At 68.6% G+C, this 20,379-nt stretch carries 14 protein-coding genes and 3 pseudogenes; 12 read left to right on the plus strand and 5 right to left on the minus strand.

The window, feature by feature from the left end:
• Positions 1-58: 58 nt before the first annotated feature.
• Positions 59-478 (plus strand): annotated as a pseudogene (locus PYR72_RS04880) (hypothetical protein); the annotation flags it as partial.
• Here the strand turns inward: PYR72_RS04880 and PYR72_RS04885 are convergent.
• Complete coding sequence (locus PYR72_RS04885; RefSeq protein WP_275454066.1) at positions 390-3,242, minus strand: alpha-L-rhamnosidase; 2,853 nt, start codon at positions 3,240-3,242, stop codon at positions 390-392. The pseudogene PYR72_RS04880 and the gene PYR72_RS04885 sit on opposite strands and share 89 nt — an antisense overlap.
• Before the next feature lie 572 nt (positions 3,243-3,814).
• Here PYR72_RS04885 and PYR72_RS04890 point away from each other — a divergent pair.
• From PYR72_RS04890 to PYR72_RS04905, 4 genes are all read left to right on the plus strand, one after another.
• Positions 3,815-5,233, plus strand: coding sequence for an MFS transporter (locus PYR72_RS04890; protein WP_275454067.1), 1,419 nt, complete (start codon positions 3,815-3,817; stop codon positions 5,231-5,233).
• Between the two features lie 87 nt (positions 5,234-5,320).
• Positions 5,321-7,750 carry a glycoside hydrolase family 3 C-terminal domain-containing protein gene (locus PYR72_RS04895; RefSeq protein ID WP_275454068.1) on the plus strand — a complete coding sequence of 810 codons (2,430 nt, stop codon included), beginning with the start codon at positions 5,321-5,323 and terminating at the stop codon, positions 7,748-7,750.
• A 54-nt stretch (positions 7,751-7,804) separates the two neighbouring features.
• Entirely contained in the window at positions 7,805-8,431 is a 627-nt protein-coding gene (locus PYR72_RS04900; protein WP_275454069.1) for a TetR/AcrR family transcriptional regulator, read from the plus strand.
• A gap of 259 nt (positions 8,432-8,690) precedes the next feature.
• Positions 8,691-9,461: an SDR family oxidoreductase gene (locus PYR72_RS04905; protein WP_275454070.1), complete on the plus strand. Its 771-nt coding sequence runs from the start codon at positions 8,691-8,693 to the stop codon at positions 9,459-9,461.
• A 522-nt stretch (positions 9,462-9,983) separates the two neighbouring features.
• Here the strand turns inward: PYR72_RS04905 and PYR72_RS04910 are convergent.
• Positions 9,984-10,478, minus strand: coding sequence for a hypothetical protein (locus tag PYR72_RS04910; protein WP_275454071.1), 495 nt, complete (start codon positions 10,476-10,478; stop codon positions 9,984-9,986).
• A gap of 399 nt (positions 10,479-10,877) precedes the next feature.
• On the opposite strand from PYR72_RS04910, the gene PYR72_RS04915 reads away from it, so the two are divergent.
• A complete protein-coding gene (locus tag PYR72_RS04915; protein WP_275454072.1) occupies positions 10,878-11,678 on the plus strand; it encodes an SGNH/GDSL hydrolase family protein in 801 nt (266 codons plus the stop codon).
• Positions 11,679-12,384: 706 nt separating this feature from the next.
• On the plus strand, positions 12,385-14,799 hold the full coding sequence (locus PYR72_RS04920; RefSeq protein ID WP_275454073.1) for a SpoIIE family protein phosphatase: 2,415 nt from the start codon (positions 12,385-12,387) through the stop codon (positions 14,797-14,799).
• A 10-nt stretch (positions 14,800-14,809) separates the two neighbouring features.
• On the opposite strand, the pseudogene PYR72_RS04925 reads toward PYR72_RS04920, so the two are convergent.
• Positions 14,810-15,335: pseudogene (locus tag PYR72_RS04925) on the minus strand (transposase).
• Positions 15,332-15,598, minus strand: a pseudogene (locus PYR72_RS04930) (winged helix-turn-helix domain-containing protein); the annotation flags it as partial. The pseudogenes PYR72_RS04925 and PYR72_RS04930, both read right to left, overlap by 4 nt.
• A 69-nt stretch (positions 15,599-15,667) precedes the next feature.
• On the opposite strand from PYR72_RS04930, the gene PYR72_RS04935 reads away from it, so the two are divergent.
• The 4 genes from PYR72_RS04935 to PYR72_RS04950 all read left to right on the plus strand — a co-directional run bounded on the left by PYR72_RS04935 (position 15,668) and on the right by PYR72_RS04950 (position 18,488).
• A protein-coding gene (locus PYR72_RS04935; RefSeq protein ID WP_275454074.1) for an IS3 family transposase occupies positions 15,668-16,860 on the plus strand; the annotation gives its coding sequence in 2 pieces (ribosomal slippage) (positions 15,668-15,932 and positions 15,932-16,860; 1,194 coding nt in all).
• A 92-nt stretch (positions 16,861-16,952) separates the two neighbouring features.
• Entirely contained in the window at positions 16,953-17,435 is a 483-nt protein-coding gene (locus tag PYR72_RS04940; protein WP_275454075.1) for an IS3 family transposase, read from the plus strand.
• A 136-nt stretch (positions 17,436-17,571) separates the two neighbouring features.
• Positions 17,572-17,793: an integrase core domain-containing protein gene (locus tag PYR72_RS04945; RefSeq protein ID WP_275454076.1), complete on the plus strand. Its 222-nt coding sequence runs from the start codon at positions 17,572-17,574 to the stop codon at positions 17,791-17,793.
• An 80-nt stretch (positions 17,794-17,873) separates the two neighbouring features.
• Positions 17,874-18,488 carry a VCBS repeat-containing protein gene (locus tag PYR72_RS04950; protein WP_275454077.1) on the plus strand — a complete coding sequence of 205 codons (615 nt, stop codon included), beginning with the start codon at positions 17,874-17,876 and terminating at the stop codon, positions 18,486-18,488.
• 99 nt (positions 18,489-18,587) lie between these two features.
• Here PYR72_RS04950 and PYR72_RS04955 read toward each other — a convergent pair whose 3' ends face one another.
• The gene (locus PYR72_RS04955; protein ID WP_275454078.1) at positions 18,588-19,400 is read right to left on the minus strand and encodes a DUF2182 domain-containing protein; all 813 of its coding nucleotides are present in this window, start codon (positions 19,398-19,400) and stop codon (positions 18,588-18,590) included.
• 217 nt (positions 19,401-19,617) lie between these two features.
• Here PYR72_RS04955 and PYR72_RS04960 point away from each other — a divergent pair, with 217 nt between their 5' ends.
• On the plus strand, positions 19,618-20,271 hold the full coding sequence (locus PYR72_RS04960) for a DUF1326 domain-containing protein (protein ID WP_275454079.1): 654 nt from the start codon (positions 19,618-19,620) through the stop codon (positions 20,269-20,271).
• Positions 20,272-20,379 lie beyond the last annotated feature (108 nt).

The raw sequence follows: 20,379 nt of genomic DNA on the forward strand, positions 1-20,379 counted from the left end.
CCCCCGTCAAGGCCCCTACTCGGCGGCGAAGGCCGCGGCGCGGACGCTCCTCGACGCGGCGCGTGTCGAGCTGGCGCCACGGAATATCCGGTTCACCTCGATCCACCCCGGTTTCGTCGCCACCGACAGGATCAGTGGCGACGGGCTGCCCAAGCCCTTCCAGATCAGCCAAAAGCCAAGAGCGAGCGGCACGCCATGTCGTACGGGCCCTGGAGAGGGAACCGGCGTAGGCGTACTTCCCCTGGCGCACCGCGACGCTGGTCCGCACGCTGCGTGTTCTGCCCACGCCGGTCTCCGCACTCCTGCTCCGGAAGCCGGCCTCCCGCTAGGGGTGTTTCGAAGGTCCTGTGCGGTGCGGAACCTTCGAAACACCCCTGGGCAGCGGGCCGTCAGGCCCGGCCCTCCAGTTCCGCGAACTTCTCCTCCAGGTCGGCCAGGAACTTCTCGGTGTTCGGCACCATTCCCGCGATCGTCCTGACCGTGGTGCCGGCGGGGGCGGGCCCCGATCCACCCTCGATGAACTCGGCCGCCTCCGGGATGTAGGAGATCAGCAGGTCCTTGAAGGCGCGCGCTGCCTCCTCTCGGTCCATCAGGGCATCGATGTCCATGTCCACCGACAGCGGGGGCAGTTCGACCACCTCGGATGTGAGGGTAACCGTCCAGCTGTGGCGGCCCGATCCGACCTCGACGGTGTCGGATCCCTCGGGCAGGACCACCTCGGCGGTGGTGTTGGGCGGCACCAGGGCCTCGACCGTCAGTTCCGTCCCGGTCAGGGTCCAGGACACCTCCGCCTCGCCGTACGGGGTGCGCAGCTTCGCGCCCGCGTGGGTGAGTCCGCCGCCCGGGCGGGGCTCGATCCGCAGTCGGCGGTAGCCGGGGGCTGCCGGGGCGAGCCCGGCGACCGTTCGATGCAGCCAGTCGGCGACGGCGCCCAACGCGTAGTGGTTGAAGGAAGTCATCCCGCTCGGGTTGACGGTGCCGTCGGGCAACAGGCTGTCCCAGCGCTCCCAGATGGTGGTGGCGCCCATGGTGACGGGGTAGAGCCAGGACGGGCACTCCCGCTGGAGAAGCAGACGGTACGCGGTGTCGGCGTGGCCTGTGCGAGTCAATGCGTCGCAGATGAGCGGCGTGCCGACGAAGCCCGTGGCGATCTTGTGGCCGTGGCCGCGGACCAGCTTCGCGAGTCGCTCGCCGGCACGGGCGCGCTGCTCCTCGGAGTCCAGCAGTTCGAAGCAGATCGCCAGGGCGTACGCGGTCGGCGCGTCGGACATCATGCGGCCCGCGCCTGTGACGTACTCCGTCTGGAAGACCGTTCTCACCTCCTGGGCCAGCGCACCGTAGCGCGCGGCGTCCGCGGAGTGGCCCAGGATCTCGGCGGTGCGGGCGAGGAGTTCGGTGGAGCGGGCGAAGTAGGCGGTGGCGACCAGCTCGCCCGGGGTCGCGGCGCCGTCCGGCCGCCCGGCGGGGGCCGTGGGGTCGAGCCAGTCACCGAACTGGAAGCCGCTGTCCCACAACCGGCTGTCACCGGCGAGCGAGGCCACGTGCTCCACCCAGGCCCGCATCGAACCGTACTGGGCGGCCAGGACACCCGTGTCGCCATAGCGCTCGTGCAACACCCAGGGCACGAACACGGCCGCGTCCCCCCAGGCCGCGGTCGGGGTGTCGGCACCGGCCACGCCCACCCGGGGCACCACGAACGGCACCACTCCGTCGGCCCCCTGCTCGACGGCGAGATCCGCCAGCCAGGAACCCAGGAAGCCGGCGCTGTCGTAGAGGTAGGAGGCGGTGGGCGAGAAGACCTGGATGTCACCGGTCCAGCCGAGCCGCTCGTCGCGCTGCGGGCAGTCGGTGGGGACGTCGAGGAAGTTGCCCCGCATGCCCCACACCACGTTCTCGTGCAACCGGTTGACGAGATCGTCGGAGCACTCGAACGAGCCCGTGCGCTCCAGGTCGGAGTGCAGGACCACGGCGCGCACCGCGGTCGGGTCGAAGTCGTCGGGCTGTCCCGTGATCTCGGCGTAGCGGAATCCGTGGAAGGTGAACCGGGGTTCGAAGGTCTCCGCACCCTCCCCGTGCAGGGTGTAGGTGTCGGTCGCGGCGGCCGTGCGCAGCGGCCTGGTGCACAGTTCCCCGTCCTCCAGAACCTCCGCGTGGCGCAGGGTGACGACACTGCCGGCTTCACCGGACACGGTCAGACGCAGCCGACCGACCAGGTTCTGTCCGAAGTCCAGGAGTGTCCTACCGGACGGGGTGGTGGTCACCGAGACAGGGGCGATCTCCTCGACGCGGCGCACCGGCGGCCCGTCGGGCGCCACGAGGGTGCCGAGGTCGCGTTCGAGCACGCGTACCCCGCGCCAGCCGGACTCGTCGTGGCCGGGCTCCGACCAGCCCGACCGTTCCAGGCGGGCGTCGTAGGCCTCACCGTCATAGAGGCCGGAGGAGACGACCGGGCCGGTGGCGGCCCGCCAGGAGTCGTCGGTCGTGATCCGTTCGGTCGTCCCGTCCTCGTACTCCAGCTCCAGTTGGGCGAGGAGGGCGAGCCGGTCGCCGTAGACGGCGCGGGTCTTGCCGTCGAAGCCGATACGGCCGCGGAACCAGCCGTCGGAGAGGATCGCGCCGAGGGCGTTGCGGCCGGGGCGCAGCAGTTCGGTGATGTCGTGGGCCTGGTAGCGCAGGCGCTTGTCGTACGCGGTCCAGCCCGGGGCGAGCACGTGGTCACCGACCTGGGTGCCGTTGATCTCCGCCTCGTACACACCTAGGGCGGTCGCGTACAGCCGGGCCCGGCGCAAGGGCCCCCGTACGTCGAACTCGCGGCGCAGGAACGGGGAGGGCTGGTCCGTCTGAGCGTCCTCGTCCCAGTCCGGCGTGACGAAGACGGCCGACCAGTCGCCCGGGGTGAGCAGACCGACCTCGGCCACCGCGGGCTCGCTCCACGCCGAGACCCCTCCCTCTGAGCCGGTGACGCGGACGCGGACAGTGGCCCGGTCGCGCGACTGAAGCGGCCCGAAGGGCCAGGGCACCAGGACGGAGTCGGCCGACTCGACCCGCGCCGTTTCGGCCGGACCGTCGCTGCCGGGGACGGTCAGCTCGATCTCGTACGCCGTCTGGGTCCAGTCCCGGCCCTGGGTCAGCGTGGTCCACGACAGCCTCGGGCTACCAGTTCCGAGGCCGAGCGCATCGCGCACATGCTCGAAACGGACATCGGCCACCACATCCGTCCGGCCGAGGGTTTCCTGACTCACCTGTGGTCCTCACTCTCATACCTGGCACGACCATGTGCTCGCTTGACTCACGAGTCGACCTTGAAACGATTCATCGATGACATACAGGAGATTGCTCGCACTGCGGGAACGATCGAAGATCCAGATGGCGACTCAAAAATGTTATGGCCGAAACCCTAGCCACGAATCCCGAACGTAGCTAGGTTTCCGTCATGTGAACTTCTCGTTCACTGTGGATCGGGCAGGTCCAGGGGCTCACGGGAGGCCCGCTCCAGCCTGTGCACCCTGTTCGCACCTCGCATTCGACGGCTTGGTCCGGACGGGTTGACACAGCGGAGCGTGACTCCCACCATGGCCGCCACTGGGATTGAAAGGTTCCAATTCTCGGAGACAGTTTCACTGTCGCCCACATCCCTCGACTGCGTCGTTCGTCCGTACGAACCTCCCCCACCGCCACGACGAGGTCATCGGTCACACAACCGCCGCTCACCCCTACCTCGAAGAGAGGCCACACCGCCGTGTCTTCTTCCAGCACGTCTTCGCCGCCACCCTCGACCACACAGGCATCGGCGGACAAAGCCCCCAGAGCCGGAATGGGGGCACGTCTCGCCCTCATCGCCCTCGCGCTGATGTGGCCCACCCAGTTGCTGTCGCTGGCCGGCCTGCTCGGCGGTAACGCCCAAGCCTCCGTCGCGCTGCACTTCCGCACCACGGAGATCGCCTGGTTCATCCTGGTCAACGCGTTGGTCGCTACGGTGATCATGCCGTTCGTCGTGAAGTTCGCCGACTTCTACGGCAAGCGCAACGTCATGATCGTCCTTTCGGTGCTCGGCCTCGCCGGTGACATCGTCGCCGCACTGGCCACCAACTACGAGATGCTCCTCATCGGGCGGGGGATCGCAGGCTTCTACGGCCCGATCGGCGCCCTCGCCTACGCCAGTGTGCGTGAGCTCTTCCCGCCCAAGCACGTGGGCGCGGCCAGCGGCATGATCGGCAGCGGTATCGCCTTCGTGGCCCTGGGCGGCCCTTTCCTCACCGGCTGGGTCATCGACAGCTTCGGATGGCGCGGGGTGATGTGGTCCCTGACCATCGCCACCGCCATCGGACTGCTGCTCCTGCTGTTCGTCGTACCGGAGACGCCGCAACGCACAGCGCGTACGAAGGTGAACTGGCTCGGCGGCGCCCTCCTCGGCGGCGGTGCCGGCCTTCTCACCTACGGCATCGGCAAGGGCGGCGAGTGGGGCTGGACGGACACCGGCGCGCTGGCGTTCATGCTCGGCGGTGTCGCCGCCGTGGTGCTCTACGTGGTGTCCGACCTGAAGGTGGCGCACCCCCTGTTCGACCTGAGCATGATGGCGCGCAAGTCGGTGTGGACCATGATGCTGGCCACGGCCCTCATCGCCGCAACCATGTACGGCACCGGTGTGATCGGGCAGCTGCTGGTGCTCTTCCCCAAGATCCCCGGCGTCTCCGACGGCCTCGGCATGACCGCCACGCACTACGCGGTCATCGGCATCCCCGCCAGCATCCTCATCCTGCTCATCGGCTTCGGTACCGGCGTCGCGCTGCGCAAGGTCGACGCACGGCTGCCGCTGGCCCTCGGCGCCGCGTTCGCCGCGGTCGGGTTCCTGCTTCAGCGGAACTGGCACTACACCGACGTCCAGCTGGCGCTGCTGGGCACCTTCACCGCCATCGCCATGGGCCTCGTCGTGGCCTCGGTGCCGGTCCTGATCATCGAGGCCGTCACTCCCGAGGAGCAGGCCACGGCCAACGGACTGCACGCCATGATCCAGGGCGTCTTCACCACGGTGATCACCCAGCTCGTCTACGTGATCCTTTCCCAGAAGAGCATGGTGGCGCAGGGTACCCGCTTCTACCTCGACGCCGGATACAAGAACGCCATGCTCTTCGGCGCGGGTCTCGCCGTGCTCGGACTCCTGGCCTGCGCGCTGATCCCGCGGCTGAAGCCCGCGGAGGACATCGAAACCGGAAAGGCAACGACGGCGGTCTGATCCCCGCGCACAGACCCCGGGGCTGCCGATCCATCACCGTCCCGCCTGCGGCAGCCCCGGCCCCACACGCTGCGAAAGGAACGACTCATGGCCCGTCGGCAGACGGTCGACGAAGCGGATCTCACCCGGCGCCTCGGCGCCATGTCCCTCAAGGACAAGGTGACCCTGCTCACCGGCGGCGGCACCTGGACCCTGACACCGGTCGTCGCCGCCGGCCTCGCTTCCCTCGCCCTGTCCGACGGGCCGGCGGGCCCGCGCGGCACCGCCTTCGGCGACGCCGTGACCCCCTCGCTCCTCTTTCCCAGCCCCACCTCGCTCGCCGCCGCCTGGGACGAGGAGACCGCGTACGAGGCCGGTCGGCTCATGGGGCTCAAGGCTAGGGAGATGGGCATTCACGTCCTGCTCACCCCCACGGTCAACCTGCACCGCTCGCCCCTGGGGGGACGGCACTTCGAGTGCTACTCCGAGGACCCGACCCTCACCGCCCGCACCGCGGTGGGCTTCGTCAAGGGATTGCAGTCCACAGGCGTGGCAGCCACTGTCAAGCACTTCGTGGGCAACGAGTCCGAGACCGAACGCCGAACCTACGACGCCCGGATCGACGACCGGACGTTGCGCCAGACATATCTGCCGCCTTTCGAGGCCGCCGTGAAGGAGGCCGGCGCCTGGGTGGTGATGGCCGCCTACAACTCGGTCAACGGCACGACGATGACCGAGAACGACGAACTGCTCAACGGCCTCTTGAAGGAGGAGTGGGACTTCGACGGCGTCGTCGTCTCCGACTGGCAGGCCACCAGGTCCACGGAGGCGTCGGCTCTCGCCGGGCTCGACCTGGTGATGCCGGGCCCCGACGGGCCGTGGGGCCCCGCGCTGCTGGCCGCCGTGGAGGACGGCCGGATCCCCGAAGCCGTGCTCGACGACAAGGTCCGCCGCGTCATGCGGCTGGCCGCCCGGGTCGGGGCGCTGGAGGGCGTGGAGGCACCCGAAACCGAGGAGGTGCCCCGGGACGTGCGGTCCCGGATACGGGATCTCGCGGTCCGCGGTTCCGTACTGCTGCGCAACGACGGGATGCTGCCCCTGCGTCCGGACACCCTGCGCAAGGTGGCCCTCATAGGCCCCAACGCCGTCCGCTTCGCCGCGCAGGGGGGCGGGAGCGCCCATGTCGTCCCCGAGCACATCGTCACACCGCTCGAAGGACTGCGCCGGGCACTGGGGGACGATGCCGAGATCACCGTCCACCCGGGCGTCTTCCCCCATACGACGCTTCCGCCGCTGGACGAAGACACCGCCACCGACCCGGTGACCGGGGAACCCGGTGTTCGTTTGGAGCACCGGAAGGCCGACGGCACGGTGCTCTCCGAGGAGCGCAGGGCCCCGGCGGCCCACTGGTTCCCGATCCTTCTCGCCGACGAGGCGGCGGAACTGGTCGTACGGACGCGGCTCACGCTGAGGGAATCAGGCGTCCACCGGTTGTCGGTCCTCGGCCCCGGCCACATCACGCTCCACGTCCCGGGACAGGAACCTCAGACACACGAACAGCTCCAGGACGACGAGGACATCGTCTCACTGGCGCTCCACCCGCCCACCCACACCTTCGTCTTCGCTGCCGTCAAGGGCGAGACCGAGATCCAGGTGCGCTTCCGGCCGCAGCGGCAACTGCCCTATCCCGTCACCCTGCTGGGCCTCGGGTACGACACCCCTCGCGGCACCGACGCCGAGGAACTGGAGGCCGCTGTCGCCGCGGCCTCGGAGGCCGACGCCGTCATTCTGATGGTCGGCAGCGATGCCCTCACCGAGAGCGCGGACCGCGCGACCCTCGACTTGCGCGGGCGGCAGGACGAGCTGGTGGAGCGAGTCTGCGCCGTCAACCCGAGCACGGTCGTGGTCGTCAACGCCGGCTCCCCCTTTCTCCTCCCCTGGGCCGACCGGCCCGCCGCCTTGCTCTGGTCCTGGTTCCCCGGCCAGGAGGGCGGGGACGCCATCGCCGACATCCTCACCGGTGCCGAGCCCGGCGGCCGACTGCCCACCTGCTTCCCCGCCGCCGAGACCGACGCGCCGGCCCTGTCGACCCGGCCGCAGGACGGAACACTGGACTACGCGGAAGGCGACCTGATCGGCTACCGCGCCTACGCCGCGTCCGGCATCGCTCCCCTCTTCCCCTTCGGGCACGGACTGTCGTACACGACCTGGGACTATCAGGACTTCGTCGTGACCGGTTCCATGGAGCGCGGGCTCACGATCCGGGTCACGATCCGCAACACGGGGTCACGTACGGGCCGCGAGATCGTGCAGGCGTACCTGGACCCGGTCGGCGACGAGCCACAGCGTCTGATCGGATTCGCCGCGGTAGACGCTGAGGCGAGTGCGGGTGCGATCGCCACGATCACCGTCCCGCACGAGGCCCTCACCGTCTGGGGCGCGGACGGCTGGACATCGCGTACCGGCCCGCACCGTCTGCGCGTCGGACGTTCGGCCACCGACATCCGACTGACCGCGGCCGTCCCCCGCGCGTCGTGATCACAGCCGTGCCCCGGCGCTCCCACACACCCCTGAGTGAAGTACGGTCGGACCGTGAGCACGCCACGCAAGCCCAGAGGGCCCTATCGCAAGGGTTTGGAACGCCGCAAGCAGATTCTGCGCGCGGCGCTGGAGGTCTACAGCGAGCAGGGCGAGCGAGGCTCGTCGCTCAAGGAGATCGCCGACCGCGTCGGTATGTCCCAGGCGGGCGTGCTGCACTACTTCGACTCCCGGGAGGAGTTGCTGCTGGCCGTGCTGGCCGAGCGGGATGCCCTGGACACCGAAGCGACCATCGATGTGATGTCGCCGGGCGAGGCGGTTGCCCGCACCGTCGATCACAACGCCCAGCAACCGGGCCTGGTCGACCTGTTCGTGACCCTGTCAGCCGCGGCCTCGGATCCGGCTCATCCTGCCCACGCGTTCTTCAAGCGGCGTTACACGGATCTGAGTGCCCGGATTCAGGACGGCCTGGACCATGGCCAACAGCAGGAACGGGTCCGTGGGGACGTCGACTCCGCGCTCATGGCACGATTGCTGCTCGCGGTTTCCGACGGCATCCAGTTGCAGTGGCTGCTGGATCCGAGCGTGGACATGACCGCGCTGGTCACGGCCTTCAACCGGATGTGCGCCCCTCAGGTGGATCAGGGCGCGGCCCTGCCCTCACCCATCGAAGGCGACTGACCCCCACAGCCATCACTCCACCACGGGCAACGGCGTCGGTCTCGACACCGCGGTCCGCGTCGCGCTGCTCCTGCAGATCTTCGAAATGCCGACGTGCTGTCCGGTGTGCCCTCCCGGACCTCGCCCGTCACCTCACCGGACGTCGTCACACCATGCCAATTCGCCCCGGACCACCGATGCTGTCGCACTCACCGCCGACCGCATCGGGATCGTGCTCGCACACGGGTTCAACAGACAGCGGAGAACAGGAAGAACTCATATGGAACGGCTGACCGACCGACGCATTCTGGTCACCGGGGCAGCCTCGGGCATAGGCCGGGCGACAGCGCTGAGGCTTCTGTCCGAAGGCGCCCACGTGGTCGCCGTCGACGTCGCCGACGAGGCGCTGGCGGAAACGGCAGCCCTCTCAGGCAAGGCCGGCACCGGTGACCGACTCGTCACAGCGCTGATGGACGTCTCCGACAAAACCGCCGTCGACGAGGGCGTGGCGCGGTCGGTCGCCTCGCTGGGCGGGCTGGACGCCCTGGTCAACGTGGCCGGGATGCTACGCGGGGCCCACACCCACACCTGCTCCCTCGACCTGTGGAACCAGGTCATCGCAGTGAACCTCACCGGCACGTTCCTGGTCACCCGCGCCGCCCTGCCCGCCCTGCTGGAAACCGGCAAAGGCGTCGTGGTCAACTTCAGCTCCACCTCCGCCCAGTTCGCCCACCCGATGATGGCCGCCTACTCCGCGAGCAAGGGCGGCATCCTCTCCTTCACCCACAGCATCGCCCAGGAATACGGCAAACAGGGACTGCGCGCCGTCAACGTCAACCCCGGCAGCATCTCCTCCGGCATCACCGAGAACATCTTCTCCCTCATGCCCGAGGACACCGACTGGAACCTCCTGGGCAAACTCACCCCCGCCATCGGCGAGGGCTTCGGCTCACCCGACGCCGTCGCCGGCGTCGTCGCCATGGTCGTCTCCGACGACGGCGCCTTCCTCACCGGCACCGAAATCCGCATCGACGGCGGAACCCACCAGTAGGTCAGCATGGGGCAGGCTTCGTCATCGGGTCCGGAGTCTGCCCGATCATCCGCCCCCACCTGTGTGTCCACCAGCCCGAACGGACCGACGCCGACATGGCACACCCTTCAGCCGATCTTCACGCCCCGCCCGGCAATGGGCAGGAAGCACACGGCCCCGCGCCGGTCGGCCGCCGGTTCATCGCCCTCTATGTCGTTGCCTACCTGGGGCTGTACATGGCGGTGATGACTCCCCTGCTGGTGTCCCCGACGATCCGGCTGGAGGGCATCGATCCGCTGGGCAAGCCCTGGAGCCTCGGTCTGGTGGTGGGTCTGGGGACGCTGGTGAGCATCGTGGCCGGTCTGATCGTCGGAGTGCGAAGCGACCGGACGACGTCCCGGCCGGGCCGGCGACGGCGTTGGTTCCTGGGTGGTATGCCGGTCCTGGTGCTGGGGCCGAATGAAGGACATGGGTTCTTCCGTGACCGTTGTCCTCGTCGGGTCCCTGATCAGCCACCTGGGGCTCAGCTCGATCATGACACCGTTACAGGCGTTCCTGCCGGAACAGCAGCGCGGAAAGGTGTCCGGGCCGCTCGGTTTCACCGCGCAGATCGCCGGAGTCGTCGGCTACCAGCCAGCCGATCTCCTGAGGGATTCGGGTCTGCTGCTCTTCCTGATGCCCGCGATGGTCGCCTGTGCGACGCAGATCCCGGTGGTGGTGTTCCTGCCCGATCCCGCCGTACGACGCGAGGCGGAGGAAGCCCAGGGTGTGGCCGCCATGTTCCGCAGCCTCATCTTGGATCCGCGGTGCCAGCCGGACTCGGGCTGGACCTGGGCCGGCCGCTTCCTGATCCAGCTCAGGCCGATGTTCCTGTCCACCTACCAGCTCCACTTCCTCACCGACCACCTCGGGTACGACCCGGACGAGGTGACCGGTCTGCTTGCCCTCTCCGGCGGAATCGGGCTGTTCATGACCCTCCGTGGGAGCCGTCGTCGGCGGTGTCCTGTCCGACCGGCTCAGACGCCGGAAGATCTTCATGTGTACTGCGGCCCGCGGCGTTCGCAGTCGGCTTCGTCACGGTCGCAATCGCATCGTTCTTCACCCAGGTCCTCATCGGCTCGCAGGCGCTCTTGTTGGGCGCGGCCGTCTTCGGCGCGGTCGACATCGCCCTGGTCATCGCCGTCATCCCCGACAGGGAGACGCACGGCGTCAAGTACGTGTGCATCTTCGGCATCGCCGGATCCCTGCCGTCCTCGGTCGCTCCGCTGATCGCCCCGTTCGTCCTGGCGGTCGGCGGCGACCGCCCCCTGCTCTTCCTCACGGCGGCCGGGGTCGCGTTGGTCGACGAACTGACCGTGCGACCGATCCGAGGTGTTCGTGGAGTGCCTGCGGCACCACACATGCCTCCACGGACATTCCCACAACAGACGAGGAACTATGACCTCACGCTTCCGGCATGTCGCGGCGCTCGGCAGCTCGTTCGCCGCAGGACCCGGTATCCAGCCGATCGAGAACCGGGCGGCAGCCCGCTCCGCACACAACTATCCCCATCTGGTCGCCCAGCGGCTCGGCGCCGGACTCACCGATCTGACGGTGTCCGGAGCGACGACCGAAACTGTCCTGGACCGTCCGCAACGGCGTATGCGCAGGGAGTTCCCCCCACAGCTCGACGGGGTGCCGTCGTACGCGGATCTGGTGACGATCACTGTGGGAGGCAACGACCTCAACTACATCGGCAGCATGTTCGCTCTCGGCATCGCCGGACGTCTGTCGGAATCCCCCTGGACACGACCACTGCGAGCGGTACTGCCCACACCCCAGGTACCGAACCCGACGGCCGAAGACGTCGAGCGCGCGGCCGTCGGCCTCTCCCGGGTGGTCGAGGCCGTCCGCCACCGGGCTCCTGACGCCAGGATCCTCCTCGTCGACTATCTCGCCGTCATCGGCCCCGCCACCCGCCCCAGCTGTGCGGCACCGTTCGACGAGGCTGCCATCGACGCACTGCGGCGACTGGGCGTGACGGTCTCCGAGGTCTTCGAGAACGCCTCGTCCCGGTCCGGTGCGGAACTCGTACGGATGAACGAGCTCAGCCGCGAGCACGCGCTGGGATCCGCGGATCCATGGGTGACCGGGCTACCCGACCGGCTCCGTCACCTCGGGAGAACGACCCCGTTCCATCCGACAGCGGAGGGAATGCGCGCCGTCGCAGAAGCCGTCGTCGTTCATCTGGGGACATGACCGACGTCGGTCCGCGTCGCACCACCGCGGTGTGGCCCCGGACCGACGGTACCGAGCGCGCCACGCCCAGCCGTCTCCCTCGACTCGGCTGCCGCTGCGGCCGCTGGAAAATCTTCTCGAAGGCGACAGCCACCCCACAGACGACCCGCTGCGGCTCCACCACGGGCGTCGGCGGGCGGAGACCCGCAGCCCTTCTGGCCGAACACGATCCAGGACGGGCGAGTGCAGCGTTCACGCTGTCTCGCCCGGTCTTGGGCGAGAGATCCACTCGCTGCCGACGGTCCACCAGGCACTGGTCCGCGCGGAAGGCGACTGTCCGGCATTTTCCGGGACCAAGTTGTCTAAAATCTCACGAATCCTCCCAGCGGCAGGCACCGACTGTGCGCGTCGGCTCGCTCACGGTGGATCCGAGGGAGACCTTCGCGGTAGGCAGCGACCATGGGATCGATGACCATGGCTGTGCTGTCAAGCGCGGCACTCAGAACGAGCGGGGTGTCGCGCCGATGTGGAGGGCGGCCACTGTGAAGGCACTGGCGCACAGGTGAGCCGGGAGACGAAGAACGCGCCACCGGGACGCTCGTATGCGGTGAACCACGGATCGGCAACCGGAACCACGAGATCAGGAACCTACGCGGCACCCGCACACATGCAATATGTTCATAACAGCACATTTCACCCTCTTTCCTTCCGGAGTGGATGGGTAGCCATGCGTAGTCCCCGGGCCGACGAGCGGTCGTACGCTTTCGACGGGCTCGCTGTAGCCATACTCGACCCTGTAGGCGTGATTCTTCGGTGGACCGACTCGGCGGAGGAACTCACCGGACTCACCACTGAAGAGGTCTGCGGTCGCCCCGTGTGCGATCTGATGGCCGACCACCCGAAGCGCGACGCGCCCCGCATCGAAGGCAGTGCCGGTGTCCCGGCGTCAGGACGCGTGCGCCTTCGGCAGCGTTCCGGTGCCGCCATCGAGGTCGAATTCCGGACCACCGCCCTGGACGGTTCGACCGACCTCATGGTCCTGGCTGTGCCCGTACACCGCTCGGCCGTGCAGAGCAGGGGTGTCGCACTTCTGCGGGCACTCTCGTCGCAGAGCCTCATCGGAATCGCTCTGCATGACACGGACCTGGCCATCGTGCATACGAACGGCACAGCTGGTCTCTTCGGAGGCCCATCAGTGATGCTCGGTAGCCGGCTACAGGATGTGCTTGCGCCTGTGGCCGCGAAGGAGATCGAATCCACGCTGCGCCAGGTCCTGAACACCGGCACCCCCACACTGCGTGGCGAACAGTGGGTGAGTCTGAAGGCGGACCCCACACGGCAGTGGGGCCTGTCGCTGTCCGCTTTCCGTCTGGAAGATCCACGGGGACGACCCACAGGGGTGGCGGTGATGTTCGAAGATAACACCGAACAGTTGCTGTCCCGTAGGCGTCTGCGGCTCTCGCACGAGGCGGCCCTGCGGTTCGGCGGTTCGCTGAACGTCGTGCACACGGCCCAGGAACTGGCGGATGTACTCGCACCGGCGCTCGGAGACGTCGCAGGCGTCGAACTGGCCCAAGGCGTACTTGAGGGCGATGACCCTCCCAAAGGGCTGGGGGGAGGGAATCTCCACATGTTCCATGCCGCGCTCGCACCCGCCGACGTAGGGAGCGGCGCCCAGATCGCTCCGGGCGATCCGATCCCTCCGGTCCCGGACTCCCCCTTGCTGCGCAATCTGCAACAAGGCAGAACGACCGTGCTGGACCGCACCGGCCTCATGGCCATGTTGGACGATCCGGCCCTTGCGGAGTTCCTGCTCCCGCCGTCCTTTCACTCGGTGATGTTCGCGCCGCTGTGGGCCCGCGGATTCCTGCTGGGGGATGTCACGGTCTGGCGCATCAACAGGTCCGACGCGTTCACTCAGGAAGACGCCGACCTACTGACCGAGGTAGCCTCGCGAGCCGCTCTCGCCATCGACAACGCCCGCCGCTACACGCGTGAGCACCGTGCGGCCGTCGTGTTGCAGGAGCACCTGCTTCCGCCCGCCACCACCGACACCCCCGCGGCCGAGACGGCCGGCGCCTACCTGCCCGCCGGAGACGGGGCGGAGATCGGCGGCGACTGGTTCGACGCACTGGCCCTGCCGTCCCTCAGGCTTGCCCTCGTCGTCGGCGACGTGGTTGGCCACGGTATGCACGCGACCGCCGGCATGGGCCGCCTGCGAGCCGCGATCCGGACCCTGGCGGATCTCGAACTGGAACCCGACGAACTTCTTGCCCGGATGGCGGACCTGGTCCAGCGGCTCGCGGCTGAAGCGCCCTCCGCCGAGCAGGACGCCGTCGGCGCCACCTGCCTGTTCGCGGTCTACGACCCGGTGACCCGGCGCTGCGTGATGGCCAGCGCAGGTCATCCGCCACCCATCGTGCTTCGCCCCGATGGTGTGGCCAGGATCGTCGAGATTTCTGCGGGGCCGCCGCTCTCCGTCGGCGGCGTCCCCTACGAGACCGCCACAATCGAACTTGAACCGGACAGCGTCATTGCCCTCTATACCGATGGTGTGATCGAGCGGGACAGCCAAGACCTCGACGACGGACTACGGCGCCTGACGGACTCTCTCGCCACATCGTGCCGTTCCCCGTGCGACCTGGCCACCGTCGGCCGGGAAATCCTCGCGGACCTCGCGGACGGGGCGCGCCACGACGACATGGCTTTGTTGTTGGCCCGAATCCACGCAGTCCCCGCCGATTCCACCGTCGACTGGGAGTTCCGACCCGATCCTTCCGTCGTCGCCGAGGCACGGAAGTTGACGATGCGTCAGCTGAATGTCTGGGGGCTTGACGATCTCGCGTTCACCACCGAACTCGTCGTCAGCGAACTGGTGACCAATGCCATCCGCTATGCGAACGCATCGGTGGGGCTTCGTCTGATCCGCCACGATGTGTTGATCTGCGAGGTGACCGACGCAAGCAGCACCCAGCCGCGCCTGCGGCATGCCCGGACAACCGACGAGGGTGGGCGCGGCCTGTTTCTCGTAGCCCAGCTCACCACGCGCTGGGGTTGTCGCTATGGCCTGGACGGCAAGACGATCTGGGCCGAACAGCCCATCAAAGGGACCGCCAAACTAGTGACTCCGTCCCGTTACTGACCTTGTCGGATTAGCTTCGGGTGGTCTGGATGGGGGTCAGTCCGGTCTCGGTGAGGCAGCCGTCGATGAGTTCGGGATGGGGTTGGATGTGGGCGAGGTCTCGTCGGAGGGTGCGGGTGAGGTGGTCGGGATCGGCGAATGCAGTGTTGGCCATCGGCCCTCGTCGCCACAGGGCCCAGACGCCTTCCACCGGATTCAAGTCCGGACTGCAGGAAGGAAGTTGGATGACCGTGAGCCAGTCGTGGCCGGCGGCGTACGCGCGCAGTCCGGCGGCACGATGGGTGTTCAGATTGTCCCAGACGACAACGATCGGGGCGCCGAGTTGTAGGTGTGCGCGGACCAGGAGGTCTCGGTAGTCCTGCCAGGCAGAACTCTTGCGTGCTCCTTTGAGCAACGAGTGGAAGCGAGGCCGGTAGATCAGCCGGGACCTCTCGCCGGGCCGGTAACAGCACATCGCGGCGACCGAGATCCGTCGCCGGGACCGTCTCCCCGCACTCCCCGCGCCGGCCCCACGTGCGGGCTCGTGGCGGCGTCATCGCGAACCCGGCCTCGTCCTCGAAGACGATCCAGGCATCGAGCGCCGCCGCGATCCTTCCACCTGCGGCCACACGTCCTTCTTCCAGAGCCCGACCGCGTGCTCGTAACGTTCCAGTGCGCGACGGGCCGGGCTCTGCCAGGACCAGCCGTGGCGGTGCAGGAGCCGCCACACTCCCGCGATCGAGCAACTGACCCTGAACCGGCGGCCGATCAGCGTTCTGACGCGTTCCAGCGTCCACTGCTGATCTTCCCAGCCATATGAGCTGTACTGAGATTTGTGGAGTCCCTGATGCCAGGGTTACGGTCCTGGCGAAGGAGATCCACCAGCACCATGCCAGCACCCCGTAAGTACCCCGATGAACTTCGTGAGCGGGCGGTCCGCGAGGTCCGCGCCACCGGCCGCCCGATCGCGCACGTCGCGAAGGACCTCGGCATCCACAAGGAGGCCCTGCGCGGCTGGGTCCGCCAGGCAGAGGCCGACCATGGCGAACGCGACGACCGGCTGACCACCGCCGAGCACGACGAGCTCAGACAACTCCGCAAAGAAGTGGCGGAGTTGAGGCGGGCCAACGAGATTCTCAAGGCCGCCTCGGTGTTTTTTGCCCAGGAGATCGGCCGTCCCCGGACGAGGCCGAGCAGGTGATCGACCACCTGCGTGACAACGGTCTCGGGGTCGATCCCGTCTGCCGGGTGCTGGACCTGTCGCCGTCGACATACTTCGCCCGCAAGAAGCGGCCGAAGTCGGCCCGCCGGCTCCGCGACGAACAGCTCGTGCCGGTGATCGAGCAGGTCCACGCCGAGTCCGGCGGCACGTATGGGGCCCGTCGGATCACCCGCGCCCTGCGGCGCAAGGGTGTTGAGGTGGCCCGCTGCACCGTCGAGCGGCTCATGGCCGAACGCGGCCTGGAGGGCGTGATCCGTGGCCGGCGGCGCCGCACCACGATCCCGGAGCCGTCGGCGCCCCGACCGCCGGACCTGGTGGACCGCAACTTCACCGCGGCGCGGCCCGATCAGCTGTGGGTGGCGGACATGACGTATGTCCGCACGTGGTCGGGCTGGGCATATGTGGCGTTCGTCCTGGACGTGTACTCACGGATGATCGTCGGCTGGCAGATCGCCGACCACATGCGGACCGAACTGCCCCTGGACGCCCTGGAGATGGCACTCTGGCGCCGACGCATCAAGAAGGACTCCGGCCTCATTCACCACAGCGACAGGGGCTCGCAATATGTGTCGATTCGCTACACCGACCGGCTCGCGGACATCGGCGCCTCCGCGTCGGTCGGTTCCGTCGCGGACTCGTACGACAATGCCATGGCCGAGGCACTGAACGGCACTTTCAAGGCCGAGCTGATCGAGATGCAGGGCCCCTGGAAGGACCCCGCCCAGGTCGAACGGGCGATCTTCCAGTGGATCACCTGGTACAACGAAGAACGCCTGCACTCCGCGCTCGACTACGTGCCACCCGCCGAGTACGAACGCGACTTCTGGCAGCGCCAGGAACGAGTCCCGCAGTCCGCCTGAAACAAGATCACCGGACTCTACGAAACTCGGGGCAGCTCAATATGCGGCCGGCCCCTTGGCCAGCTCCATTTCAGTTCGAAGCCATCCGCGTGATGGCCCGTGAACACCTGCCGGTGCAACTGGCCTGCCGAGTGCTGCACGTCACGGAGTCCGGCTACTACGACTGGCGGGACCGTCCGCCGTCGAACCGCCTGGTCAAGCACCCCTGGCTGACCGAGGCCATCGTGGGCATCCACACCGCCTCTCGCGGCACCTACGGCTCCCGTCGAGTGCACGCCGAGCTCGGTCTGGGCCTGCACATTCATGTCAGCCACGGCACCGTGGGGCTGCTGACGCAGCGCGCCGGCCTGCACGGTCCATCCGGCAACCGACGCCCCCGCACCAAGCATGTGACGCCCTCGGCCGCCGACCTGGTGGAGCGGAACTTCACCCGTCACGCCCGGGACCAGCTCTGGGTCACCGATATCACCGAGCACCCACCTTTGAAGGCAAGGTGGACTGCGCGGTCGTCCTGGACACGTTCTCGCGACGGGTGGTGGGCTGGTCGATCGACGCCTCACCCGCAGCGGCGCTGACCACCAACGCCCTGGCCATGGCCATCGGCAACCGCTCCCCACGGCCGGGCGGCACCATCACCCACTCCGATCACGGAGTGCAGTTCGGGTCCTGGGCATTCCCCGACACGCGAGGGCATCCGGCCTGCTGCCCTTGATGGGCTCCATCGGGGACTGCGTGGACAACGCGATGATGGAATCCTTCTGGGCCCGGGTCCGGGTCGAACGGCTCAACCGCAGACGGTGGCGGACCCGGCTGGAGCTGTCCACCGCGCTCTTCGAGTACCTGGAAATCTTCCACAATCGCCAGCGCAGACACTCCGCGCTGGGCATGCTCAGCCCGGTGGAGTATGAACTCCGCAACCCGCCAGTAGCCTGAAACCAAGCAACTCGACTCCCCCCAACTCGGGACAGTCCTGAGCCTCCATCAGACCCGGAGCGGTTCAGCCCGAGGGCTGGGTGCCCGTGGTATACACCGCGATCGGCGATTTCGACGGCGACGGCCACGACGATCTCGTGACGAAGGCGCAGTACGACGAGGAGGACGCCCGCTTCGAAGACGACGACATGCCGGAGGTCGACGGCAGCTCGTACTACCGCGGCACGGAGAAGGGCCTCAGCGAGGCGGCGCCCGTCCCCGGCATCAGGGCTGAGGACACCTCCTCCGGCGGGGAGCCGCTTGTCGCCGTCGATTTCAACGGCGACAAGCGCGCGGATCTGCTGACGGGGAACACCGGCGGAACGCATGTCGTCCACGGCAGCAAGCAGGGCCCTGGGCAGGGCCGCTCCACCACCGACCTCCACAGGCTCCACCTGACCCGCGCCGTCACCGGGGACATCAACGGCGACGGCTACGCGGACCTGGCCACCGAGTCGCTCGGCGAGTACCGGCGCATCGGCCGGGTCTCGGTTCGGCTGGGAACGTTTTCCGCCGGTGGCGACGGTGGCTTCACCGTCGCACCCCCTCGCCGGAACCTCTGCCTCACCACCGCGCCCCGGGCCGGCACCGCCCTCACCGCCGCCGCCGGCGTCACGGTCACCGTCCGGATGTACGCGACCCACCCCCGCACCTGATCCGATGGTGGTCGACAGGCGACTGTTCCCTGGGTGGCGACGTCTCCGGCGCGGGCCTCTACGGCGCGCGCCGTACGACGTGCCAGGTGGGCCGGTCGGTCACATCGGCGTCATCGACGGCTGCAGGCCGGGCAGCAGCCAGTCCTGGAAAGGCGCCAGCACGGCCAGCACCAGGAACGCTACGCCGGCCACCCGAGCAAGCTGCGGTCCCCGGTACCAGAGCTTCTCCAGGAAGATCAGCGCCGCCAGCCCCGCCATCGCCGCGATGTTCATCACGCCCAACGGGATCAGCACCACCATCAGCGCCCAGCAGCAGCCGACGCAGTACGCACCGTGATGCAGCCCCACCCGCAGGTCGCGCAGCCGCGGCCGGTACGAGGCGTAGTGCATCAGCTGGGCCATCGGACTGCGGCAGTGGCGCAGGCAGATGTTCTTGAGCGGACCCAGCTGGTACAGGCCGGCCAGGGCGAAAGCCGCCGCGCCGATCCACCTCCCCGCGTCCGGGTCCCGGTCGACCAGGGCGCCGGTGAGCGCGAGCCCGCCGTAGGCGAGCAGGCCGACCGCCGTCCACGCGACCAGGTAGCCGACGATGAACTCGGTGGTGCGAAGCGCCCGGGCGGCCCCGCTGGACTGCCGGGCGATCCCTCTGGCCCAGGTCACGGCGACGGGTGCGACGGAGGGCAGCATCATCGCGGCCATCATCGCCAGCCACAACGCCAGGAACAGGGGCAGCGCCATCCCCATCGTGCCGGGCTCGACGCCCATGTCCAGGGCCTGCCCGACGGTGAGCACCCAGGCAAGGACGGCGATCACGACCACGAGCGCCCAGGCGCGGGCGAGCTGCCGAGCCGGCAGCAGCACGCCCGGCCGCAGCGGATGGTCATTGGTGATCGGGCGCTGAACCGTACGCATGACGCACTCCCGTCGGACCCTTCCAGCACAGCACGGATCCCGGCACCGCGACACTCCCGCCGTCACCACTGGCTGCCGTGCCGTGTGGCGGTGCACCATGGAAGAAGGAGTAGGTCGACCCATCCTGGCCGCCGGGCGCGGCGGGACGAACACGGAACACTCGTCCGACGCTCCGCTCCCTGGGCCCGCGGCCGCGGCTGTGTGAGGAGTGAGGACGATGACGCAGGCGGCAACGACAGTGCCGGCCTGGCGTGTGGCGGGTGACTGGTTCGACGTGTGCAAGTGCAACGTTCCGTGCCCGTGTTCGTTCGCCCAACCGCCGACCACCGGTGACTGCGAGGGCATCCTGATCTGGCACATCCGGGAGGGCAGCTACGGCGACGTCCGCCTGGACGGCCTGAACATGGCGATGCTCGGCTCCTTCGTCGGAAACATCTGGGGCGAGCACTCGGACTCGTACGCGGCCCTCATCTTCGACGAACGGGCCGATGACGGCCAGCGCCAGGCGCTGCAGATGATCTTCAGCGGCCAGGCCGGCAGCTGGCCCGCCCAGCTGGTCGGGATGGCCGGCTTCGAAGTGCGGGGCATGGAGTTCGCTCCCATCACGGTGGAGATCGACGAGGACCTGGCCACCTGGCGCGCCAGCGTGCCGGGCCGCCTCGAAGCCCGCGCCGAGGCACTGACCGGCCCGACCACGCCGGAGGGTGCCCGGGTCCAGTCGACCGGTCTCCCCGGCTGCGAGACCGGCCCCGGCCAACTCGCCACCTGGGGCCGCGCCACCACCGACCGGGCCGACGGCTTCGGCTTCGCCTGGAACCGCTCCGGCAAGTCCAGTAAGACCATCACCTTCGACTGGTCCGGCCCTGACTGAGATCACGGCCGCAGCGGCACGATCGCGGCCTCGGGGATCAGCGGAACCGTGGTCGTCGGCGAGAACGATCATGGCGCTGGAGCAGGCCCCACTCGGCCTTCAAGAAAC

It is taken from the genome of Streptomyces sp. VNUA24, from assembly GCF_029167005.1.
In the GTDB taxonomy this organism is placed as follows: domain Bacteria; phylum Actinomycetota; class Actinomycetes; order Streptomycetales; family Streptomycetaceae; genus Streptomyces; species Streptomyces scabiei.

What these genes read in the sequence shown, in the direction of transcription:
- PYR72_RS04890 (WP_275454067.1), top strand. Translation starts at nt 3,815, where the DNA reads ATGGGGGCACGTCTCGCCCTCATCGCCCTCGCGCTGATGTGGCCCACC.
- PYR72_RS04895 (WP_275454068.1), top strand. Translation starts at nt 5,321, where the DNA reads ATGGCCCGTCGGCAGACGGTCGACGAAGCGGATCTCACCCGGCGCCTC.
- PYR72_RS04905 (WP_275454070.1), top strand. Translation starts at nt 8,691, where the DNA reads ATGGAACGGCTGACCGACCGACGCATTCTGGTCACCGGGGCAGCCTCG.
- PYR72_RS04910 (WP_275454071.1), bottom strand. Translation starts at nt 10,478, where the DNA reads ATGAAGATCTTCCGGCGTCTGAGCCGGTCGGACAGGACACCGCCGACG.
- PYR72_RS04915 (WP_275454072.1), top strand. Translation starts at nt 10,878, where the DNA reads ATGACCTCACGCTTCCGGCATGTCGCGGCGCTCGGCAGCTCGTTCGCC.
- PYR72_RS04920 (WP_275454073.1), top strand. Translation starts at nt 12,385, where the DNA reads ATGCGTAGTCCCCGGGCCGACGAGCGGTCGTACGCTTTCGACGGGCTC.
- PYR72_RS04940 (WP_275454075.1), top strand. Translation starts at nt 16,953, where the DNA reads ATGGCCCGTGAACACCTGCCGGTGCAACTGGCCTGCCGAGTGCTGCAC.
- PYR72_RS04945 (WP_275454076.1), top strand. Translation starts at nt 17,572, where the DNA reads ATGGGCTCCATCGGGGACTGCGTGGACAACGCGATGATGGAATCCTTC.
- PYR72_RS04955 (WP_275454078.1), bottom strand. Translation starts at nt 19,400, where the DNA reads ATGCGTACGGTTCAGCGCCCGATCACCAATGACCATCCGCTGCGGCCG.
- PYR72_RS04960 (WP_275454079.1), top strand. Translation starts at nt 19,618, where the DNA reads ATGACGCAGGCGGCAACGACAGTGCCGGCCTGGCGTGTGGCGGGTGAC.